The organism is Amycolatopsis coloradensis (assembly GCF_001953865.1).
Lineage (GTDB): Bacteria > Actinomycetota > Actinomycetes > Mycobacteriales > Pseudonocardiaceae > Amycolatopsis > Amycolatopsis coloradensis.
This window is the reverse complement of the sequence record NZ_MQUQ01000025.1, coordinates 99,773-115,212: the sequence shown is the minus strand read 5'-3', so window position 1 is coordinate 115,212 and position 15,440 is coordinate 99,773. Positions and strand designations below refer to the sequence as shown.

The window sequence follows — 15,440 nt, the reverse complement described above, 5'->3', positions numbered from 1 at the left end:
CCGTTCATCCCCGGCCGGTCACCGACCGTGCCGCGAGCGCCGCGTTCAGCAAGGCGATGTGTTCGAGCCGGGTAGGGTCCAGCCCGGTGAGGTCGGCGATCCGGCGAAGCCGGTAGTCGACGGTGTTGGGATGGACGTGGAGGGCGGCGGCGGTCTGCCGCCGCCCGCCAAGGCGAAGGAAGGTCTCCAGTGTCTGGAGGAGTTCTTCGTTGCCGTCCAACGGTTCCAGCCGGGTGGCCAGCCGGTCGAGAGCCGGACCGGGCCGGGACAGCTGGTACTCGAGCAGGACGTCGTCGAGCCGGTACAGCCCCGGCGGCCGCCCGGATCCGGTGGCGACCGCGAGCACGTCCTGCGCCAGCTTCGCCGCGGCGGGAACCCCGGCGGGCCCGGCCGCCGCGACCCCGGCGATGACCTCCGCGCCCGCCGTGCGGGCGACGTCGGCGAGGACCCGTTCCAGCCGTGCCCAGTCGCGTGTGGACAGTTCGCCCACCGGGGTTTCATGCGGCAGCAAGGCGACGCCGCCCTCGGGCGTGAGCGAGGTCAGGACCGTGCCGCGGATCTGGCGCTCCAGTTCGACCCGCAGCCGCCGGAGTTTCCGGCGTCCGGCGACCAACGGGTCGACTCCACTGGCCTCCTCGTCCGGATGCGCCCCGACCGTCGCCGCGAGGACGATGTAGCACGGCGGCAGCCGCAGGCCCGCCTGTCCCGCCGCCACGTCGGCGGGTTCGCCGTCGAGCAGGGCGGACAGCACCGCGTGGCGCGCCGACCGCTCGTCGTCGAACATCGTCCGGCGCTCGTCCAGGTACCCCGCGCCGACGGCGGGAGTGACGACTTCGAGGTAACGCAAGGTCAGCGCGTTGACGGCGAGGACGTCCGAGACCTCCTCCGGCCGCGCGTCCGGAGTCAGCGACGCCCAGACCACCTGGATGCCGATGTGATAGGCGGTGAGCACGATGTCGATCGGGATGCCCTCTTCGGCGCGGCGGGCGGCCGACTCACGGAGGAAATCGAGTTCCTCCTGGGTGGGTGTCGCCCCGGTGCGCAGCGTGTCGATGAACGAACGCAGGTTCTGTTCGATCACGTGCGTGATGTCGCCGCTGAGTTCTTCGGCGGGCAGGTGACCGTACTCGGGGATCCTGGACACGATCTCGGCGAGCACCGCCTTCGCGAGCGATGGCAGGACTTCGGTCAGCCGTCCCGCCAGCGGGCGGCCGCCGATGCGGAACCCTGGATCCTTGTCACCCGTCACGACCACCCATCATGGCAGCCGACCGGGTCAGCGGCTGAGCGCGTCCCGTGCCGAGTCGAGCGTCGGATGCACGTTGAAGACGGCGTCGAGGCCGAGGAGCGACATCGGGCGCAGCAAGGCCCGTTCCTGGGTGACCAGGATGAACGGGACCCTCGATTCTTCGGCTTTCGCCCTGATCTGGACGAGGGCCGTGAAGCCGGTGGAGTCACAGAACGTGACCGCGGAGAGGTCCGCGATCAACGCCGCGGGAGTGAACCGGAGTTCGTCCTCCAGCGTCTGCCGCAGGCCGTCGGAGACCGCGAGATCGATTTCGCCGCAAACGGTGACCACCGTGTCGGTGCCGGACGCGGTGACCGAGACGTCGAGAGGGGACACGAATCTCCGGGGAGAACGGGGTGGATCGGAGGCGGGCGCGCGATAGTCGGTCAAAATGACTCCTTGCCGGTACGGGAGGGGCCGGCTGCTGCCCTCGATGGGCATGCCGGACCCCAAAGAAGGGACCCGGCGGCTGGTGTCTGAACCGCGACGGGACAACCGTAGCAGCCCCACGGCCCGACCTGCCGGATGAGCGAGGTCCGGCCCACTCGTCGGGACCGGCCTTAGAGTGGATCCCACGCGCACGGACGGGAGGGCGACGTGACCGGGACGACGGTGGCCGAGGTGATGGCCGAGCTGGCGGCCCTCGAAGATCCGAGGGCACGCGAGGTGAACGAGAAGCACGGTGACGATCACGGCGTGAATCTCGGCAAGCTCCGCGCCATCGCGAAACGGCTGAAGACGCAGCAGGACCTCGCGGTCGAGCTCTGGGAGACGGATGACACCGCGGCGAAACTGGTCGCACTGGTGATCTGCCGTCCGAAGGCCTTCGAACGGGACGACCTGGACCGCATGGTGCGCGAGGCGCGCACTCCGAAGGTCCACGACTGGCTCGTCAACTACGTGGTGAAGAAGAGCCCGCACGCCGAGGAGCTACGTGTGGCGTGGCTGGCCGATCCGGACCCGGTGGTCGCGAGTGCGGGCTGGGCGTTGACCACCGAACGCGTGGCGAAGAAACCCGAAGGCCTCGATCTCGCCCGGCTGCTCGACGACGTGGAAAAAGAGATGAAAGACGCCCCGGATCGCCTGCAATGGGCGATGAACCATTGCCTGGCGCTGATCGGGATCGAGCACGCCGAGCACCGCGCCCGGGCGATCGGCATCGGCGAGCGCCTGGAGGTGCTCAAGGACTACCCGACTCCGCCGAACTGCACTTCGCCGTTCGCGCCCGTGTGGATCGCCGAGATGGTGCGACGGCAGGAATCGCGGTGACGAGGCGCCACAGGACCGCCGCGGTGATCGCCACACCCTGATCGGGCTTGAACGCCACCGGGCTGGTGAAGATGAGTAGCTGCGGCGAGCGTAAGTGATGGTCGAGCCGTCGTCTGATCAACTTTGCGACTATCCACTGGTGCCTATGATCGCGTCATGGCGCTGCGGAACGCGATCCTCGCGATGCTTCTGGACAGCGACGCCCCAGCACCGACCGCGATCCGGAGCGTTGTCGCCGAGAGGATGGCCACCGCCGAAACCAGATCGAAACGGTTCGAATGCCTCCGGAGCGCCTCCTCGGAGAGTCGGCCGAGGCGGAGTTCCTCGCCGTCGCGCCCCGTGTCGGCCCGTACCTGATACTTGCCAGGGGAATCGCGTTCGAGACGGAGAACATCCGCCGGTGCGAACAGGTTCTCGGCGTTGTCGATCAGCGTATGGCCGCGGACTTCGGAGGAGATCGGCTTGGTTGAGCGGAAAATGGGCCCGGCGTTTCGCCAGGTGGTGCTGGACTGCACCGATGCCCGCGCCCTGGCGGAGTTCTACCGGCGTCTGCTGGTGTGGGACTACCGTCCGGGTGACGAACCACCTCGGCCCGGTGTCGAAACCGGGCACGACAAAGACTGGCTGGTACTGAGAAACCCGGACGGCGGGGTGCAACTCGCCTTCCAGCAGGTCGATCGGCTACCCGAAGCGAGCTGGCCGGATCCCACCCCGGTACCTCAGCAACTGCACCTGGACCTCACCGTGGAGACGGTCGAGGACCTCGACGCGCAGCACGACCGCGTCCTCGAATTCGGCGGGCGGCTCCTGCTCGACCGCAGCGACCACCCGGACGAACCGCTGCGCGTTTACGCGGATCCGGCAGGGCATCCGTTCTGCGTCTTCGTCGCTCAGTGATTCCTCAGCCGCGGCGAAGCAGCGCGTCGGAATGTGATTCGTCCGGCGCGCATTGGCCCTGGTGATGGCCCGAGGCGAAGTCGCCACCGGGCGTTCCGGATGGCCGGTTGTCGCCGCGGTCGGACCGGACCGTCCGGCCGGTGCGTCCCCGCGAGCCGGCGGACCGGCCGCACAGGAGAGCGGAGAACGCCGAGCCGGTGACGCTGTGGCCGACCGCGACGTGATCGGGCGGCAGTGCACCTTGGTGTAGCCGGACGCCCAATCAGGGTCTGCGCGCGCCCGGATTCCAGTCCGCCATCGACCGGACCGTGCGGGAGGCCTGGAAATCGGCGCGCGAGCGGGGGAAGGGGAACCACGATGCCGATGGTCCCCAACGTGGCGAGCAGCACACTCTTGATCCTCACTCGCGGGAGGCTGGCCAGTCGCGCGGCGGGCTGTATAACTTCCCGGCATGACCACCGCGCTGATCATCGGTGACCTCCAGCGAGGCATCACGGGCGACTACCCGTTCGCCAGTGGGCATGCGGTCCGCCGAGGAGGCACGGCGCAACGTGGAGTCCTTCGCGGCGCAGGTGCCCGCAGGTCTGGGCCGATCTGCGCGCCGCGGGCCTGATCCGTTAGGCGGTTCCGCGCCGACGGCGGACTTCCGCTCGGGCGGTGGCCGATCCTGCCGAGCGGTCCGGGCACGGGAACAACTCCGGCCGACGCTGGTCGTGTGCGCCTCCATGACTTCATCACCCCGGCTCACCCCTCGGCGGGCCACCGCCACCATCCTGGTCACCCATGACCGCACCCACCTCACCGCCGCCGACCAGATCGCCGAAGTCCACGATGGACACCTCCACCTTCCGGCCCCGGCCCACTGAACAGAAAGGCCCACTGCGATGAACGGACGTCTGATCCATACCGGGCAGGTCGTGGTGGACCTCGTGATGCGGGTGCCGAACCTGCCGACGCCGGGCGGGGACGTGCTGGCCTCCACAGTGGACTTCATGCCTGGTGGTGGCTTCAACGTGATGGCCGCTGCCGCCAGGGCGGGCGCCCCGGTGCTTTACGCCGGGACGCACGGCACCGCGAACTTCGCCGGCCTCGCCCGGTCGGCGATGGCCGCCGAGGGCATCGCCCTCGCGCACGAACCGATGGGCGAAGGCGACACCGGGATCGTCGTCGCACTCGTGGAGGACGACGGTGAGCGCAGCTTCATCACCGGCACCGGCGCCGAAGGGCGGCTGCCACGAGGCCTGCTCGACGACATCGTCCCCACCGGCCAGGACGTCGTCTACCTCACCGGATACAGCCTGCTGCACACGCCGAACGCGGAAGTCCTGCTGGACTGGTTGCCCCGGATCGGCGACGCGACCGTCCTGTTCGACCCGGGTCCGCTCGCCGGTGACGTTCCCGGCCAGGTGCTCACGGCCGTTCTGTCGCATGTGGACATTCTCAGCTGCAACGCCACGGAAGTGAAAACCCTCGACGGGGAAAGCGGTCGGGTGGAGACGCTCGTCGTCCGGGACGGCCCCGCCGGATGCCGGGTGGTCGTCGGCGAGCGCGTCGTGACCGTGCCCGGATTCGCGGTGGAGGCCGTCGACACCAACGGTGCGGGGGACGCGCACTGTGGCGTCCTCGCAGCCGAACTGATCGCCGGGACGGACCTGATCGAGGCAGCTCGCCGGGCGAACGCCGCCGCCGCGATCGCCGTCACCAGGCGGGGACCCGCCACCGCGCCCACCCGGGCCGAACTGGACGCCTTCCTTGATCTCGCCCAGTAGGAGCGGGGTGCCGGTCGACAGCCGGATACACGGCAACGGTCACTGGTGTCACCACCGGTGAAGATCGCCTCGGAGCAGGGCTTCTCCGAGATGGGTGACCGCACTTCCCCGCCGCTCGCTGCTGATCGGCTTGTTCACCTTCATCGGGGACCTGTCCTCGATCGCCGCTCCGATCGTGATCGTCACCGACGAGAGCTTCGCGCCCGGCTTCGCCTACGTGATCGTGATCACGATCGCCGGGATCCTCTCCTAGGTCTCCTGGTCGGCGGGGTCGAGCGCGCCGACGAGTGAATTCGTGCCGCGATAGCGCTATTTCTCGGAAACGAGTCCCGCGGGACCGGCAACTCCGCAGGGTAGTGAACCCTGTGCGAAAGAGCCGCATGTTGTGCGGTAAAATTACACGCCTGGGTGATGCTTATCAGCTCAACCTGTGTGTTGGATCATTCGTGCAGTGGATGAGCAGGGCGCTGCGGCCGCGGCAGAGGGCCCGTCCGCGCGGCACAGTCACCGGATTCTCGAACTTGGAATATGGGGGATTCACCTCGTGAGCAGTGTGGAACTGACCGGCCCGCCGCAGGTGGCGGAGCTGGACCGCGGCCGAGGCGGACCGTCGGGCCACAGCCTGGCCTCCTCGCGCCGGGGTTTCCCGCCGCTGCTCGGCGCCCTCGCCTCGGTCCTCGCCGGCACGGTGCTGATCGCCGTCCACGCGAGCTTCTACGGCAACTGGATGATCGACGACGCGGCCATCACGTTCGCCTATTCCCGTAACCTCGCCGACGGTTTCGGACCGGTTCTCCAGCCCGGCGTGGAACCCGTCGAGGGCTTCTCGAACCCGCTGTGGATGGTGCTGCTGGCACTCGGGAAGCTGGTCGGCCTGTTCGACACCGGCACGCTTTTCGGCATCCCCGATTACATCTTGTTCCCCAAGGGATTGGCGCTGCTTTGCTGCGCGGCCATCCTGGCGCTGGTGTACGTCGCCGCGAAGCGCGTGACGCCTCGGCCCGCCCTGGTCACCGTGATCGCCGGTGCGGCGCTCGCGGCCAACTCCTCGTTCGTCATCTGGTGCTTCTCCGGTCTGGAAAACTCGGTCTACGCCCTCGCGGTCACCGCCGTGGCCGTGGTCACCCTGTGTGGTGTGAACTCCGGCACACTCCTGACCGCGAAGGTCGCTGTTTCGACCGGTGCGCTCGCCGCCCTCGCCGGGCTGAGCCGCCCCGACGGTGTCATCTACGCGGCCGCGTTCCCGATCGTGGTCGCGCTGTTCACCCGCCGCGGCGGCCTCGCCCCGGCTGTCCGGGCGGTACTGCTGTCCGCCGCCGGGTTCCTCGTCCCCTTCGGCGGTTACCTGCTGTTCCGCTGGATCGAGTACGGGCGCCTGCTGCCCAACACCGCGGTCGCCAAGGCGCAGCCGCTCCCGGCCATCGCCGACATCGCCAAGGCCGGGACGGTCCTCCAGTACGCGGGCTGGCTGCTGGTCGCGGTCGCGATCGTCTGTCTGGCACTGGTGATGCAGAAGCCGTCCAAGCTCCGCGCGGGCATGGTCGCGCTCGTGGTCCCGTTCGGCCTGTCGGTGATCGCCTTCTGTGTCCTCCAGGCCGACTGGATGGGACAGTTCCGGTTCGCCACGCCGATCTGGGCGCTCGGCACCCTCGGCGGCACGATCGTGATCGTCGAGACCGTGCGCAAGGCACGGATCCGCGGCCGGGTCCTGCTGGTGGCCACCCTCGTCGTCGCGACGGTGTCGTCGGTCGACGGCTTCTACACTCAGGGCAAGAAGTACCGCGACGTCCCGAAAACGCCGTTCTGCAGTGTCGTCGAGCGCGACGCCAGGGTCACCAACGGTGTCGCGGACCTCCTGAAGCTGCCCGACTCCGCGAAGATCGGCGTGATCGACCTCGGCGGGATGTCGCTGGTCAGCAGGCTCCAGGTGATCGACCTCGCCGGTCTCGCCGACCGCGTCATCGCCGACTACCTGAGCACCGCGGACTTCGCGGGTGAGCGTCAGTACGTCTTCGACCAGGTCCGTCCGGAGCTGATCTCGCTCATCGGTTCGTGGGACACCACACTCGGCTTCGCCCAGGACGAACGGTTCGCGCGGGAGTACGAGGTGCTCTACCGCAGCCCCCGCGACCCGGCCGCGTTCGGTGACGTCGGGGTGTGGGTGCGCAAGGATCTCGTCCGCGACCCCGCGGTGCTCGCCGCGGCGCAGAAGTACGTGACCACCGAGACCCAGAAGGTCGTCGCGGCCAACTCGGTGGCGCATCTGCGGTCCTGCGGGGACATCCTCCGCCCCGGTCAGACCCCTGCTCGCTGACCGGGGATCAGGAAACCGACCGGGACGGCACTCGCCGAGGCGCCGCGGCAGCGGGTCGCCGTGACCGAGGCCGACACGCGGTTCACGGTGGCCTTAAGACCACCTCTCGGCTCGGCAGCTCCCGTCCGGAATGGTCAAGCCTGAAGGGGGCCCTGGCTTCGGACAGGCCGGACGGAGACACCTGGGTGCCGGCGTCCAGCGACCGCGAACATCATCACGGGCGGATTTTGGGGCGTTGGACGACCAGAAATCCACACAGTGCCGGTGACCGTCAGAGCCGGAAGGGGGTGTGTGGACAGAGGGGCACTCAACGTCCCTGTGTCCACACACCCCTCAGCCGAGGCACCCTTTGCCCTGCTTCTCGATGGACCCGGATCGCCACCCACGATCGCGGGCGGCTCCTGAACCCGCACGACCCGCCTTCCCGCGCCCCGGGTACCTCGACGCGGACGTCGAGTGTCAGTGGTCAGCCGGTGACGTCCAGGTGTCCGGGGACCGGGGTGGGCTTGGGGGCCTTACCGCCGGGCTGAGGCTTGTCACCGCTGGGCTTGGTCGGCGGTTCCGGGGTGGCGCCGGGGGATTTGGCGCAGGTCGCCGACGCGATGTCCAGCGTCTGGGTCTGGCCGAGCAGCTTGGCCGACACCGCGGTCACGGTGAGCGTGCCGCCGGTGTTCTTGGTCTGCTTGTTCACCACCAGTTCGAGCAACGGCGCCAGCGGGACGGTGGTGTTGGGCGGGACCTGGTCGAGCTTGACCGCTTTGCCGCCGACCTTCAGGTTCGCGATCGACACCGTCCCCTTGCCGTTTTGGCACTCGGCTCTGATCGCATCGGCGCTCAGCCCGGGCAGCGTGGCCGCGACGGGCAGGGTGGCGAGGTTCAGCGTGAGACCGGTGACGCTGGATTGGGCGTGCCCCGATTTCACGTCGGCGTTCAGTGCCTTCGCGCTGACCAGGGACGGACCGGACGTCGGCAGCGTCACCGAGGCGAGCGACTCCTTGCGCGCCCCGGAAACCGAAGGCGTACGGGGAATCGCGACCAGACCGGCCGCGGCGACGGCGTAGGCGGACTCGGCCGGGGCGGCCACGGCGGGGGTGGCGGTGAAGGCCAGGCAGGCCGCGGTCGTGCAGGCGAGCACGGTCGTTGTGCGTGGGGACAAGGAAATTACCTCCATGATCGGGGTTCAGGTGATGTTCACGACGGTGCCGAGCGGTAGCTCCACGAGGCGGTCCAATGCCTCGCGGGTGACCCGGATGCAGCCGTCGCTGGTGGCTTTGCCGACGAAGCTGTCGTCCGGCCAGGTGTGCAGGCCGACCGTGCCGGGCCCGCCGCCGAAGGTCTCGTGCGAATCGGAATGGCTGCTCAGTGGCAGCACGATCGGGCTGTAGGTGTTCACGCTCTCCTTGATCGAGGCGAGAATGAACGCGCGTCCGGTGGGGGTGGGGTGCTCGGGCTTGCCGGTGCCGATGGTCCACGAGCCGGTCGGTTTGCCCATTTCCAGGATTTCCAGGCGGAATCCGGCGAGGTCCACGTTCACCCGGAAGTCGTTGTGCGCCGATTCCACGGTTTCCGGGGTGGCGTGCAGCCAGCCGGTCGCGCCGTTGGGCCGGGCGGGCAGCAGCACCTGGGCCCAGTCGCCCTGCCGGGCGATCACCGGGACCCAGGTCGGTGAGCCGATCTGGGTTTCGGGCAGCCGGGCGAGCGGCTGCGCGCCGGGTGCGCGGTAGACCATCGCATCCGCCTTGGGATGCAGGACTTCCCCGCCGGCGGGAAGTGTGGGGGACGGGTCCGCGGGCGCGGAGTCCAGCTGGCCGAAGGTGTTCGCCTCGGGCAGCGAGGCGAGCATCTCGGGCGACGAGGGTGGCGGCGCCACGGGGGCAGCGGCCCCGCCACCCTCGTCCCCGGTGGTACCGCAGCCGGACAGCGGAAGCATCGCCAGCACCAGTACGAGAAGCGCGCGAACCGGATGAGGGCGTGCGCCACCGCAAGAGGTCTGCAGTTTGGTCATCGGGGCCTGTCCTTGCGCAGAGTCATCCGCAACGGGATACGAATCGGGAACGATCATCTTTAACAGGAAAGCAGTGCGTTAATCAATGCGCACGGTAGGTGATCGGATCGATTCTGCCTGCGGCTTTGCCGCATTTTCCCAGGTCGCTCTGGTGGGTCGAGTTCACTCGATCGAGGCGGAAACGCGTTTTCGCAAAGCCGAGGGGAAAATACCCTACGTATTTTTCCTGCGGCCATTCGGAGGACTTGCGGCGACAGCGGCGGGCGCGACGACCACCCGGAGTGTCCTCACCGTGAACTCGAAGGCATAGCGGAGTCGGCCGTCGGCGCCTTCGTGCGCGCATACGGTCTGTCGGTCGAGGATCAGTGCCCGTCCGGTTCGCTGCCGATGCGGTAGTGCACCGGGCGGCCGTCCGCGTCCCGCACCGGGACCGGTTTGCCGTCGGCGTCCACGATCTGGCCGTCGACGATCTTGTCGCCGTTCTCCAGTTGGGAGAAGGCTTTGAGATCGGAGTAGTCGATCACCCGGGTCGCCGTCGCGAACACCGACGGGTCGGTGCCCGCCTTGCCGGGCTTCAGATGGTTGAACACCAGGTTCAGCACGACGGCCATGAGCGCGGCGGCGCTGATCCCGGAGTGGAAGATCGTGCCGACCCACGCCGGGAAGTGGTGGTAGAAGTCCGGCGCCGCGATCGGGACCATGCCCAATCCGAGGGAAGCCGCGACGACCACCAGGTTCATGTTCCCGTCGTAGTCCACTTTGGACAATGTCTTGATGCCGGACGCCGCGACCGTGCCGAACAGCACGAGACCGGCGCCGCCCAGTACCGGGTACGGGATAGTGGCGACCACCCTGCCGAGTACCGGGAGCATTCCGAGGACCAGCAGGATCACCCCGCCCGCGGTCACCACGAACCTGCTCCGGACCCCGGTGATCGCCACCAGGCCGACGTTCTGGGCGAACGCGCTCTGGGTGAACCCGTTGAAGACCGGTGCGATCGCCGAGGACGCCATGTCGGCGCGCAGGCCGTCGCCGATCCGGCGTTTGCCGACCCGCGTTCCGACGATCTCCCCGACCGCGAGGATGTCGGCCGTGGTCTCGGTGAGGGTCACCAGCACGACGATGAACATCGACACGATCGCGGCGACGTCGAAGGTCGGTGCCCCGAAAGCGAACGGTGTCGGTATCGCGAAGATCGCTCCGTCCCCGACGGCGGAGAAATCGGCCTTGCCGAGCAAGGCGGCCAGAACGGTGCCCACCACGATCGACAGGAGGATCGAGAGCCGGGAGATCGCCGGGACGGCGACCTTGCTGAGCATCAGCACGATCGTCAGCGTCAGCGCGGCCAGCCCGATGTCGGACACCGAGCCGAAGTCCGCGGCCTTGGTGTCGTTGCCCATCGCCCACTGTGCCGCGACCGGCATCAGGCTGAGCCCGATCACCGTGATCACCGTTCCGGTCACGACCGGCGGGAAGTACTTCACCAGCCGCGAGAACACCGGAGTGATGAGCAGGCCGAGCAGCGTGGAAACGATCACCGCCCCGAACACCGCGGGTAGCCCGCCATCGGCCACGATCGCCGTCATCGTCGCCACGCCGGCGAAGGAAGTGCCCTGGACCAGCGGCAGCCGGGAGCCGAAGAAGGGCACGCCGTACGACTGCAGGATGGTCGCCAGCCCGCCGATGAACAGGCACGACGCGACGAGCAGCCCGATTTCGGCCGGCGGGACGCCCGCGGCGCCACCGATGATCAGCGGCGGCGCGATGATCCCGCCGTACATCGTCAGAACGTGCTGGATGCCGTAGGTGAAACTCTTGCCGATCCCGAGGCGTTCGTCCTCGGGCCTGCCTGCCTCGTCGGCCTGTGTCCTCTTCGCCATGGATCCGCCTCTCCGTGGAAGCGAGCGTTTCCGGGAAATTTCATTCTGCGGAGGTTAGCTTCCACATAGCAGAACTAGCAAGACTGAATCGTGGAGTCGCGGCCCGGCGGGGAGCTGCGGATTGGCGGCCGCGAGTCTTGTGACGAGTGCGACACAAATACCCCATGGGGGTACTTGTGAGCGCGTGCCGGGGAGCCTACGTTCATCTCCGTCAGATACCCCACGGGGGTATACAGATCTCGAAAGGACGGTCGTCATGACGGAGACAATCCCGGACCCACGCCGGTGGTGGGCGCTGGGACTCATCGCGTTGGCCCAGTTCATGGTCATCATGGACACCTCGATCATCGGCGTCGCTCTCCCCGCGATGCAGCACGACCTCGGGTTCTCCCCGGGGGACCTGTCGTGGGTGTTCAACGCCTACGTCATCGCGCTCGCCGGTCTGCTGCTGCTCGGCGGACGCCTCTCGGACCTGTTCGGCGCGCGGAAGATGTTCACCGCCGGATGGGTCGTCACCCTCGGCGGTTCCGTGGTCGCCGCGATGGCGGGCACCGCGTGGGTGGAACTGCTCGGCCGGGTCCTGCAAGGTGCGGGAGCGGCGCTGATCGCGCCGTCCGCGCTGACCTTGCTGATGATGCTGTTCGGCGCGCGGCCGCGTGAGCTGACCAAGGCGCTCGCGCTCTATGGCGCGGCCGCTCCCGCCGGTGGCACCGCCGGGGTCTTCCTCGGCGGCGTGATCACCGAATGGCTGTCGTGGCCGTGGATCTTCTGGCTCTACGTCCCGATTTCGCTCGTCGCGGTGCTGGCGACCGGCAAGCTGATGCCTTCCGCACCCGCCCGGCGTGGTTCGGTCGACCTCGCCGGCGCCGTCGCGGCGACCGCGGGCCTCGGCCTGACCGTTTTCGGCGTCGTCCGAGCGCCGGAAGCGGGCTGGGACTCGGCGGGTACCCTGGGCGCGCTCGCGGGTGGCCTCGCGTTGCTCGCGGTGTTCGTGGTGATCCAGCGGAGGCGCGAGGTGCCGTTGGTGCGGCTGGGGATCTTCCGGACGCCGAACCTCGGCGGCGCGAACCTCGCGCAGTTCCTGCTCGGCGCGGCGTGGATCCCGATGTGGTACTTCCTCAACCTGTACTTGCAGCAGGTCCTGGGATACGGGGCCTTCGCCAGTGGCGCCGCGCTGCTGCCGATGACGGTGCTGATCGTCGTGCTGATGGTCGCCGTCGCACCCCGGCTCATCGGCCGGTTCGGTCCGAAGAAGATGATCATCGGCGGGCTGTGGGCGCTTGCCGCGGGGCTGGGATGGCTGTCGTTCGCCAGCCCGACGGGCACCTTCGTCGTCGACGTCCTGCCCGCCTCACTGGTCGCGGCACTCGGTCAGGCGCTCGCGTTCATCCCGTCGCTCGGCACCGCCATCTCCAGCGCGAAACCGGAGGAAGGCGGACTCGCGTCGGGAATCGTGAACACCTCGTACCAGATCGGGTCGGCACTCGGCCTCGCCGCGATGACCGCGCTCGGTGTGTCCTTCGGCGCGGGGCGGATCGGTGACCCGGTCGCGCTGACCGGCGGGTACTCGGCCGCGTTCCTCGGCGCCGCGGGAATCGCGATCGCCGGTGGCTTCCTTGCCATGGCCACCTTGCGCGCCCCGAAGGCCCAGCCGAACGAAGTCGCCGGAGGTGAAACGGCGGGCGTGCGATGACCGGCTGTAGTACCGAGTGGAGGGCGAGACCGTTCCAGGTCCGCCCTCCCCTCGGCTCTCCCTTCAGCCGCCCAAGCTCGTCCTGATCGCCGTCTCGGCGGCGGACATCGCGAGTATCTCCGCCATCGTCAAGGCCCACGGGCCCGCCTTCTTGAGGTGGGCCGTGACGCCGTTCTCGTCCCCGATGCGGGCCTGCTGCTCGGCCGTCGCCAGCTGGGCGAGCGCTTCCGTCGCGCAGTTCGGCCAGGCGTTCGGCCAGCTCCCGCAGCTCCGTGGCCGTCGTGGCGGTGGCCGTTTCGTGTTCGTCGTCGTGGTTTCGCCGGAGGTCGATATGGCCGCCGTCACGTACAGATGTCAGACATTCGGTGTTAGGTTCGCTTGATGAACGATCTTCGGGCGCCGCGCCGCGTCGCGAGTCTGTCGGCACAGTTGGTGGACACCCTTCGTGAGCAGATCTCCTCTGGCGAGTGGCCCGTGGGGATGCGGATCCCGCCCGAGCATGACCTGGTCAAGCAGCTCGGCGTCGGGCGCACGACGGTGCGCGAAGCGCTCGGCGCGCTGGTGCACATGGGGCTGCTGGAGGCTCGGAAGGGCGACGGGACCTACGTCCGGTCATCGAGCGAAATGCACCTGGCGTTGATGCGAAGGGCCACCACCTCAAGGCGGAGCGATGTGCTGGAACTCCGCGCGGTGCTGGAGGAATACGCCTCGGGCTTGGCCGCGTCTCGCCGCTCCGAAGACGACCTGACTCGCCTTCAAGAGCTGCTCGACGAGGCGGAGACGGCCGCGGAGGCCCAGGAAGTGACCACCATTGCGGAGATCGACGCCCGTTTCCACCAGGCGGTGGTGACGGCAGGCGGGAACAGCCTGCTCACCGAGGTGTACGACGTCCTCAGTGTCGCGGTCACCGAACAGATCGGCGCCATGCCCTGGTCCACCGTGACCGCCGCGGAGCACGCCGTCCTTCACCGGCGTCTCGTCGACGCGATCGCCGCCCAAGACGAAGTCGGCGCCCGCTACTGCGCCACCGAGATCGTGAAGCTCACCGAGACCGGAACGGAACCACGGAAGTGACCCCCTCGAGTCCCCCCGGCGTCGCGACCACCAGAGGGCCGGTCACCACGCCGGTCCTGTCGGCAGGCCTGTTGATCGCGATCCTTCTGGTGGCGGCCAACCTCCGCGTGACCTTGACGGGCGTGGGAACACTGTTGCCCGCCATCGAGCGCGACACCGGGTTGACGGCGTCCGCGGGTGGTGTGCTGAACACCGTGCCGCTGCTCATGTTCGCGGTGACTTCGCCCTTTGTCGGCAGGGTTTCACACCGGGTCGGCACCACCCGTCTCCTCGTGGTGGCCCTCGTCGCGCTGGCGGCGGGAACGGTGGTCCGGTCTCTCCCTTCGATCGCCTGCCTGTTCGCCGGGACGGTGATCCTCGCGGCCGCGATCGCGGTGGGCAACGTCCTGCTGCCCACGGTGATCCGCACCCACGTCCCCGGCCCGAGGGCACACACCGTCAGCGCGCTCTACGTCACCGTCATGGGAGTGGTCGCCGCCGTGTCGTCCGGCATCTCCGTCCCGCTCGCCGAGATCCTGCCCGGAACCTGGCGTTCGGCACTGGCATGGGGAGTGGTCGTTGCCGTCGTCGCCCTCGCCGTGTGGCTGCCCCGGTTCCGCGAAGCTCGCCAGGACGGCGGTGGGGAGTCCGAGGGGAGCCACGCCCGGACCCCGTGGAGGTCCTGGCTGGCGTGGCAGGTGGCTTTCTTCATGGGCCTGCAATCCCTGGCTTTCTACACCGCTATCGCTTGGCTGCCCAGCATTCTCGGCAAGCAGGGGATGAGCACGGCGAGTGCGGGCTGGATGCTGTTCCACTATCAGGTCATCGCGCTGGTCGCGGGGATGGTGCTGCCTCTGCTCACCCGAGGCCGCCACGACCAGCGTTTCATCGCCGCGGCGGCCGCCGTGATCGTCGCCGCGGGCTTCACGACCCTGCTTCTCCTGCCGTCTCTCACCGTCGTGGCGTGCACGCTTCTCGGGTTGGGCAACGGAGTCTGCCTCGTGCTGGCCCTGAGTTTTCAAAGCCAACGTGCCACCGGCCCCAGCGAGACCACCGCACTGGCCGGGATGGCTCAGTCGGTCGGCTACCTCGTCGCCGCGGCCGGGCCCCTTCTCCTGGGTGTCCTCCACGACACGACCGGCAGCTGGACGGCCGCGCTGCTGCTCCTCGTCGGGCTGAGTCTGGTCATGGCCGCCGCCGGTTACGGCGCCGGGCGCGACCGTCAGGTCCGGACTCGCTGAGCGGCTGAGGTGGCGGGAAAGAACAAGACTG

At 68.7% G+C, this 15,440-nt stretch carries 16 protein-coding genes; 10 read left to right on the top strand and 6 right to left on the bottom strand.

The annotated features are described in order from the left end of the window. Positions 1-4: 4 nt before the first annotated feature. On the bottom strand, positions 5-1,249 hold the full coding sequence (locus BS329_RS36445; protein WP_076167517.1) for a PucR family transcriptional regulator: 1,245 nt from the start codon (positions 1,247-1,249) through the stop codon (positions 5-7). Between the two features lie 27 nt (positions 1,250-1,276). Further along, positions 1,277-1,624, bottom strand: coding sequence for an STAS domain-containing protein (locus BS329_RS36440; RefSeq protein ID WP_076167460.1), 348 nt, complete (start codon positions 1,622-1,624; stop codon positions 1,277-1,279). 261 nt (positions 1,625-1,885) lie between these two features. Between BS329_RS36440 and BS329_RS36435 the strand changes: the two genes are divergently transcribed. The 7 genes from BS329_RS36435 to BS329_RS36410 all read left to right on the top strand — a co-directional run bounded on the left by BS329_RS36435 (position 1,886) and on the right by BS329_RS36410 (position 7,537). Further along, positions 1,886-2,557 (top strand): DNA alkylation repair protein, encoded by a 672-nt coding sequence (locus BS329_RS36435; RefSeq protein ID WP_076167459.1) that lies wholly within the window; start codon positions 1,886-1,888, stop codon positions 2,555-2,557. A 278-nt stretch (positions 2,558-2,835) separates the two neighbouring features. Continuing rightward, positions 2,836-3,027 carry a hypothetical protein gene (locus tag BS329_RS45420; RefSeq protein ID WP_076167457.1) on the top strand — a complete coding sequence of 64 codons (192 nt, stop codon included), beginning with the start codon at positions 2,836-2,838 and terminating at the stop codon, positions 3,025-3,027. A gap of 7 nt (positions 3,028-3,034) precedes the next feature. Next, positions 3,035-3,454 carry a VOC family protein gene (locus BS329_RS36425; protein ID WP_208619342.1) on the top strand — a complete coding sequence of 140 codons (420 nt, stop codon included), beginning with the start codon at positions 3,035-3,037 and terminating at the stop codon, positions 3,452-3,454. A gap of 725 nt (positions 3,455-4,179) precedes the next feature. After that, on the top strand, positions 4,180-4,320 hold the full coding sequence (locus BS329_RS43030; protein WP_425266393.1) for a hypothetical protein: 141 nt from the start codon (positions 4,180-4,182) through the stop codon (positions 4,318-4,320). 18 nt (positions 4,321-4,338) lie between these two features. Beyond that, a complete protein-coding gene (locus BS329_RS36415) occupies positions 4,339-5,223 on the top strand; it encodes a PfkB family carbohydrate kinase (protein ID WP_076167451.1) in 885 nt (294 codons plus the stop codon). 94 nt (positions 5,224-5,317) lie between these two features. Beyond that, on the top strand, positions 5,318-5,476 hold the full coding sequence (locus BS329_RS43025; protein WP_208619340.1) for a hypothetical protein: 159 nt from the start codon (positions 5,318-5,320) through the stop codon (positions 5,474-5,476). Between the two features lie 291 nt (positions 5,477-5,767). Then, entirely contained in the window at positions 5,768-7,537 is a 1,770-nt protein-coding gene (locus BS329_RS36410) for a hypothetical protein (RefSeq protein WP_076167450.1), read from the top strand. A 466-nt stretch (positions 7,538-8,003) separates the two neighbouring features. Here the strand turns inward: BS329_RS36410 and BS329_RS36405 are convergent, their stop codons facing one another. From BS329_RS36405 to BS329_RS36395, 3 genes are all read right to left on the bottom strand, one after another. Then, on the bottom strand, positions 8,004-8,693 hold the full coding sequence (locus BS329_RS36405; RefSeq protein WP_244197432.1) for a choice-of-anchor P family protein: 690 nt from the start codon (positions 8,691-8,693) through the stop codon (positions 8,004-8,006). A gap of 24 nt (positions 8,694-8,717) precedes the next feature. Continuing rightward, complete coding sequence (locus BS329_RS36400; RefSeq protein ID WP_208619339.1) at positions 8,718-9,542, bottom strand: L,D-transpeptidase family protein; 825 nt, start codon at positions 9,540-9,542, stop codon at positions 8,718-8,720. A gap of 362 nt (positions 9,543-9,904) precedes the next feature. Further along, positions 9,905-11,422, bottom strand: coding sequence for a nucleobase:cation symporter-2 family protein (locus BS329_RS36395; RefSeq protein WP_076167446.1), 1,518 nt, complete (start codon positions 11,420-11,422; stop codon positions 9,905-9,907). Between the two features lie 256 nt (positions 11,423-11,678). Between BS329_RS36395 and BS329_RS36390 the strand changes: the two genes are divergently transcribed. Next, positions 11,679-13,115 (top strand): MFS transporter, encoded by a 1,437-nt coding sequence (locus tag BS329_RS36390; RefSeq protein ID WP_076167445.1) that lies wholly within the window; start codon positions 11,679-11,681, stop codon positions 13,113-13,115. A 63-nt stretch (positions 13,116-13,178) separates the two neighbouring features. Here BS329_RS36390 and BS329_RS43020 read toward each other — a convergent pair whose 3' ends face one another. After that, on the bottom strand, positions 13,179-13,460 hold the full coding sequence (locus BS329_RS43020; protein WP_143253349.1) for a hypothetical protein: 282 nt from the start codon (positions 13,458-13,460) through the stop codon (positions 13,179-13,181). A gap of 36 nt (positions 13,461-13,496) precedes the next feature. Between BS329_RS43020 and BS329_RS36380 the strand changes: the two genes are divergently transcribed. Together BS329_RS36380 and BS329_RS36375 are read left to right on the top strand one after the other, a co-directional pair. Further along, positions 13,497-14,189, top strand: a complete 693-nt coding sequence (locus BS329_RS36380; protein ID WP_076167441.1) for a FadR/GntR family transcriptional regulator — start codon at positions 13,497-13,499, stop codon at positions 14,187-14,189. Beyond that, complete coding sequence (locus BS329_RS36375; RefSeq protein WP_084750641.1) at positions 14,186-15,409, top strand: MFS transporter; 1,224 nt, start codon at positions 14,186-14,188, stop codon at positions 15,407-15,409. The genes BS329_RS36380 and BS329_RS36375 overlap by 4 nt, the downstream gene beginning before the upstream one ends. Positions 15,410-15,440 lie beyond the last annotated feature (31 nt).